We start from the raw sequence: 6,851 nt of genomic DNA on the forward strand, positions 1-6,851 counted from the left end.
TAGTGCCAATAGATTATAAAGTTTTTTATAAATTAATTGTATAATAATTTTATACAATACATCTAAACTAACAATTTTAACCGTATAATAATTTTATACAATACATCTAAACTAACAATTTTAACTGTATAATAATTTTATACAATACATCTAAACTAACAATTTTAACTGTATAATAATTTTATACAATAAATTTTAACTGAAAACTCATTCTCAAAAATAAAAAAAAATAAAAAATAAAAATTTTAAAAAATAAATCAATATGATAAGTAATTAACCTTTTAATGTAGATAAATCAAAGAAATTCATTAATCCCCATCTGAAGAAAGCAACACCTTCACTTCCACCACTTAAAACAGCTTTAGAGTCTTTAGATAAAGTTAAAATTGAGCGTTTAGACAAGTCATTGTCACCTTTATATGTTTGTATCCCTCCCCAAACTTCAGCAGAACCAGAATTTTGAGCAAACCATTTAGAAGTACTGGTAATCCATTTACGCCCTTCACCATAATTACCTGAGTATATCATTGGTACGATAACATCTAAATATTTGCACAATGTTTTAGTATCTTGACCATAGTATTTAATATTTGAATTTGTTTCAGGCATTACTGCAGCAGATAAGATTAATTTAGGATTTTCAGATTTAACAACTTTGAAAACACCTTTAGTAAATTTATTTATCGCATTTACACCAGATACTCCATTTGAATAATTATATTTGTATGCAGTACCAGGATATCGAAGATAATCTAAATGAATACCTGCAACATATTTAACCTTAACATAAGATTTTATTTTCTTATAAAATTTTGAGAAGTAAATAGTATTATAACTTTTTGTTTTTTTGTTAACTGGATTAATCCATTTATCATCCTCATTAAAAGATTGAACCCAAATATGTACTTTTAATCCACGTTTAGTAGCTTCTTTAATCCATGCACTTGTTTTTGTTTTACCATGACTAGTAAATGCAAAGTCATTTAAAAATATATGACCAATACCATTAGCTTTTAATTTGTTAAAATCAATAGAATACATGTCTCCACCACGTACCCATATAGAATATTTGTTTTTAGGATGAACTTTATATGTTACTACAGGTTTAAAAGAAGCAATTTTAACATAATTAGGCAATCTTTTCTTAAGTTTAGTGAAGTGTAAAACACATGATATAGTATATACTGTATTATTAAAACTTAGTTTTTTAGATTTAAATTTAATAGATTTTGGCATTTTTTTATATTTATTGCCATATACAGCTACTTTTTTAGCCATAGTAACATAAGTTTTTTTAGTTAATCTGCCTTTAACTAAATTTCCTGAAGAGGTACTTGGTTTTTTAATAGTACCTCTTTTAATAGCTATTTTAGATGATAATTTCTTTTTATTTTGAGCATTGATTGTTTTAGAAGCCAAATACAGGAATTCAGCAGAATTATAAGTTTTACCAGAAATTTTCACTGATGAAGGAAGTTTCTTTTTAGTATCAATGTATCTTTTGACCCTATATGATGCATAAATAACTGATTTTTGAGACACATATGTGTTTTTCACTGTTTTTGGACTTCCAGCAGCTTTTAAATTATCATCTTTAGATTGTAAATTATTATTTGAAACTTTATCATCGACAGTCCCAGCAAAACTAAAACCACAACTGATAAAAAACACCAAAGAAAATAATAATAAAAAGCTAATAGTTTTTCTTTTTGTTAATTTGAATTTCATTATTTTACTCCAATACCATATAAACTATTAAATATTATTTAGATTAGTTATATTAATTATATCCCACATTCTTAAGTTAATAGAATAAATTTAATTATTATATAAAATTAATTAATAATTAAATATTTTTTATATAATTATAAATCTATTTCAGAAATATATAAACTCATTTCATGAATAAATAGACAATAAAAATAAGATGTATAGATAATTATATACTAAATCCATTATATTATAAATATTTATATAAACTAATATTAATAAATGTTTCTAAAATAACTAAAATAACTAAAATAAGTTTAAATAAACTAAAATAAATGAAAACAGGTAAAACAACATATAAAATAAAAAAGAAAAATAGATATAGAGTATTGAATTATTATTAAGGGAATTGATTATAAATTAATAAGATTAAAAATATTTGTTATTCCCCATCTAAATAAAACAAGACCTAATGAACCTCCATTTAATGCAGCTTTACAATCTTGAATTAATTCAGAAGTAGATAATTTTTCCACATTTGAATCAGATTTATAAGTTTGTAGACCTGCCCAAACTTCAGCATCATTTGAATTTGCAACAAACCATTTAACAGTACTTGTTATCCATGATGAATCTTTATTATAATTCCCTTTATATATCATTGGCACAACAACATCAAGATACTTTCCTAATTCATTAGTATCCTGACCATAATAATAAGTATTTTTTGATGCCTCTGGCATTACTGCAGCAGATAATAATATATTAGGATTTACCTTTTTAACTGAAGTATAAAGGAGTTTTGTGAACTCATTAATTGCTCCAGTTCCTGTTACACCATTTGAATAGTTATTTTTATACGCAGTACCAGGATATCTAAGATAATCTAAATGAACACCAGCTACACTACTCATTTTTGAATATTTAACTGCTTTTGAAATAATAGTGTTAAATAAGCTGTAATCATAGCTATTGTTATTCACATTAATAGGATTAATCCATTTCTTAGAGCTTGTATTATAAAATACAGTTATCCATATATGAGTTTTAACACCTAAATTGTTAGCATTTTTAATCCATGCTAAAACCTTAGTTTCACCAAATTCCTTAAAAACATCCTCATGTAAAAATACATTACCAATTCCTGCAGATACTAATGTTTTTAAAACAACGTTATTCATGTCTCCAGAATGAACCCACATTGCATTTTTATTAGTAAATTTAACTTTCCCAATAATAGAATCAGACCCAGAATTAGTAGAATTGCTACCAGACGAATTATTAACTGAATTTGAAGAGTTTGTACTAGATGAATTACTTGTATACAAAGGTAAATAATTATTAATTGACTTAGTATACTTTTTATCTAATCCTACTGATGTTGGAAATTTTCCATTTTTACTATACCAATCTCCAACCTTTGCAAGACCCCAAAGGATAGTTTGATATTGAATTTCACCCATTGAGGAAGTTGCATAGTTAGGCGCAGTATTTTTAGATTCAATATAGGTATAAATATTTTTAGCTAATCTGAGATACTCAGATTTACTTAAATTATAGCTTATTGACTTACCACTAGGTTTTGTAGGATTTTTAGCATTAATTTTTATAGAAACTTGATTAGTAGAGTTAGATGATTTAACTGTAATAGCTTTAGATAAAACATGAAAAAAATCTGGCATTGAATATTTTTCACCAGAAATAGTTACATAATTAGGTAACTTACTATTTTTATCTGTGAAAGTTTTAACAGTACTTGATGCTTTAAATATATTAGTTAAAGACAATTTAACTTCATTAACAGAAGATCCTGATGAGGGATTAGAACTTGATGAACTTGAAGAAGAATCACTTGAGCTAGTTTTTGTGTATGTTGGTAAATTTTTGTTTAAATCACTTGTTTTTTTAACATTTAATGTTAAATATACAGGTAATTTCTTCCCATTTTGGTTGTACCAATTTCCAATCTTTATAAACCCATACAATATAGATTGATATTGAATATTACCATAGGGAGACGATACATAATTAGGAGCAGTGTTTTTACTATCTATATAATCATATACCTTTTTAGATAAGGAATTATAAGTAGACTTGCTTAAATCCTTATTTATTGAAACGCCTGATGGTGAAGTTGGATTTTTGGTATCATATTTGACTGTTACTTGGTTTTGAGAGTTTGAAGATTTCAGTGATATTGTTCTTGATATTAAATACAAATACTCAGGCATAGAATAATTATAACCTGAGATTGTCACATATTTCGGCAACTTGCCATTAGAATCTACATATTTTTTAGCAGATGTAGAAACCTTAAAAACATCATCTTGAGATATTTTTGATGGTTTATTACTTTCAGCAGAAAATTCAGCAGAAAGTGTTGAAACACCCAAAACTGCAGTTTTTAGCACAGTTGAATTAGCATATATTAAAGACTCAGATAAACTACTATTATTGTCATGGTTTGTATCAGCCGCGAAACTAATACTACAGCTTAAAATACAGACTGTAAATATTAGTAAAAGATATTTTATTGCTTTTGATAACATTTTATCACTAAATTAATCAATAGATTCTTTTTAATTATAAGAACATAAAATATCAAAACAGTATTAATTTTATGCTGATTAAAATTATAATTAAAATCTATAGTATATTATATATTCTATATATTATATATAATTTATCATTATTTTTCTAAATATTATAAAATAATAGTAATTAAACTAAATATATATTAATTAATATTAAAAAATTAATATGAACAAATAACCTTATAATTTTATAAAATATATGACAATATATAAATTAGTAAATAATTAAACAAAAAAGAAATTTATGATATTAAAAATAAGTAAAACAAGTAGTAAACAAATTAAAATAAAGTAAATAATTAATTAAAAAAGAAAAAAATAGTTAATTTAATAAAGAAATAAATAATAAAGAGATAAAAATCAAAGGAATTACATCATTGGAGGCATTCCACTATGATCCATACCATCATCACCAGCACCTTCAGATTCAAGGGCGCCTCTTGCAGCAACTAAATCATCTATACGTAAAATCATTTCAGTAGCTTCTGCAGCAGAGTTTATAGCATGTGTTTTAACTCTTTGAGGTTCAACTACTCCTTCTTCTTTCATATCAGCTATTTTACCTTTTAAAACATCTAATCCTATGAAGTTGGATTTTTCATGTGCTGCTCTTAAATCAACAAGAATATCTATGCTATCTAATCCTGCATTTTCAGCTAAGGTTCTTGGAACAACTTCTAAAGCTTCAGCAAAAGATAAAATAGCTAATTGTTCTCTGCCATTTATAGTTTCACCATATTCTTTAAGTTGTTTAGCTATTTCAATTTCTGGAGCTCCTCCACCAATAACAACTTTACTATCTTCAATAGTTGCAGCTACAACACCTAATGCATCATCTAATGCTCTTTCAATTTCCCCAGTAACATATCGAGTACTACCTCTAAGTATTATTGAAATTGCTTTCGCATCTTTTAATTGTTCAACAAGAATAACTGTTTGATCAAATATCTTCTTCTCATAGACGAGTCCAGCACTACCTAAGTTATCTTGTGTGAGATCATCAATATTTGTTACAAGTCTTGCTCCTGTTGATTTTTCTAAACGTTTAATATCTGATTTTTTAACTCTTTTAACTGCGAAAATTCCTGCTTTTCTTAAGTAATGCATTGCAAGATCATCAATACCTTTTTGACAGAATAAAACATTAGCTCCAGAATCTATGACTTTATCAACCATATCTCTAATCATTTCTTCTTCATTATCAAGAAATGCTTGCATTTGAGATGGATCAGTCAAATTAATCTTTGCACTTGTTTCTGTATCTTTAATTTCTAAAGGATATTTTAATAAAGCTATTTTTGCATTTTCTACCTTTTTAGGCATTCCTGGATCAGATCTACCTTTATCTATTAAAATACCATCAACTATTTCAGAATCTTCTACAGAAGCCCCAGATATTCTTTGAATATTTATATTGTCCTTATCCACTTTACTATTTTCTTCAACTTTTAATGAAGCATCAACAATTAATTTAGCAAGAGGTTCTTTAGCTATTTCAGACCCTTTACCAGTCATTGCAGTTAATGCTACATTGAAAAGAGTTTCAGCATCCTTAGCATCAATTGATATTTCGTTTAATATTTCAATTGACTTAGCTACTGCTTGTCTATAACCTAAAATAATAGTAGATGAATGAACTCCCAGTTCAAGTAATTCTTCAGCCTTTTTTAATAATTCTCCAGCTATTATAACTGCAGTTGTTGTTCCATCTCCAACAGCATCTTCCTGATTCTTAGCTATTTCAACAAGCATTCTAGCAGCAGGATGAACAATATCCATCTCTCTAAGAATTGTTACTCCATCATTAGTAAGAATAACATCCCCTGTACCATCTACTAACATCTTATCCATTCCACGAGGACCTAATGTTGTTCTGATAGTTTCAGCCAGAATCTTACCTGCCATAATATTCATTCGTAAAGCATCCTTACCTAAAAACCTTTCAGTCCCTTCAGGAAGTATATAAATTGGTTGATTTTGATTTTGTACGATTGTATCACCTTAGATTAATTGATTAAATTAGTTAAAATATTACATTAATTACTTAAAATATTATTTGATTAACAAATTAGTTAAAATATTACACTAATTATTCAAAACATTATATTTGATTAATATAATTAGTTAAAATATTACACTAATTACTTAAAATATTATTTGATTAATTAAACTATCCAATTATATTAATTATATGATAATTATAGTATTTAAATTACTTTAATGAAAAACTAACATTAATGGAAAAAATACTTTTTAAAATTTATTTTTTAAAAAATAATAGAAATAAATCACAATATAATAATATAATTTAATGATAATAAGTTAATGATTTTTTATACAAAAATTATAGCAGTTATACAAAAAATTGTTACAAATATTTGATAAAAAAACTATTTATTGATATAGCTTTTAATAAAATGGGCTATGTCAAAAACTTCATGGTTGAGATAATTTTTCCTCTTTCTTGCTCCCATTTTATTCTTTGAAGATCTAAATAGGTTGTTATTCCTTGTTCTGTCTTGTATATTTTTTTCAGGTGTCTTGGTA

The 6,851-nt window shown here is 25.8% G+C and carries 3 protein-coding genes; all 3 read right to left on the reverse strand.

Annotation, left to right across the window (positions count from 1 at the left end):
• Window positions 1-273 precede the first annotated feature (273 nt).
• The 3 genes from MBFIL_RS03575 to thsA all read right to left on the reverse strand — a co-directional run bounded on the left by MBFIL_RS03575 (window position 274) and on the right by thsA (window position 6,296).
• Window positions 274-1,728, reverse strand: coding sequence for a putative glycoside hydrolase (locus MBFIL_RS03575; protein WP_066971576.1), 1,455 nt, complete (start codon window positions 1,726-1,728; stop codon window positions 274-276).
• Window positions 1,729-2,123: 395 nt separating this feature from the next.
• Window positions 2,124-4,259 carry a pseudomurein-binding repeat-containing protein gene (locus MBFIL_RS03580; RefSeq protein ID WP_066971578.1) on the reverse strand — a complete coding sequence of 712 codons (2,136 nt, stop codon included), beginning with the start codon at window positions 4,257-4,259 and terminating at the stop codon, window positions 2,124-2,126.
• 414 nt (window positions 4,260-4,673) lie between these two features.
• A complete protein-coding gene (gene thsA / locus MBFIL_RS03585; RefSeq protein ID WP_066971580.1) occupies window positions 4,674-6,296 on the reverse strand; it encodes a thermosome subunit alpha in 1,623 nt (540 codons plus the stop codon).
• Between the last annotated feature and the right edge of the window lie 555 nt (window positions 6,297-6,851).

This window comes from Methanobrevibacter filiformis, assembly GCF_001639265.1.
Classification (GTDB): Archaea; Methanobacteriota; Methanobacteria; order Methanobacteriales; family Methanobacteriaceae; genus Methanacia; species Methanacia filiformis.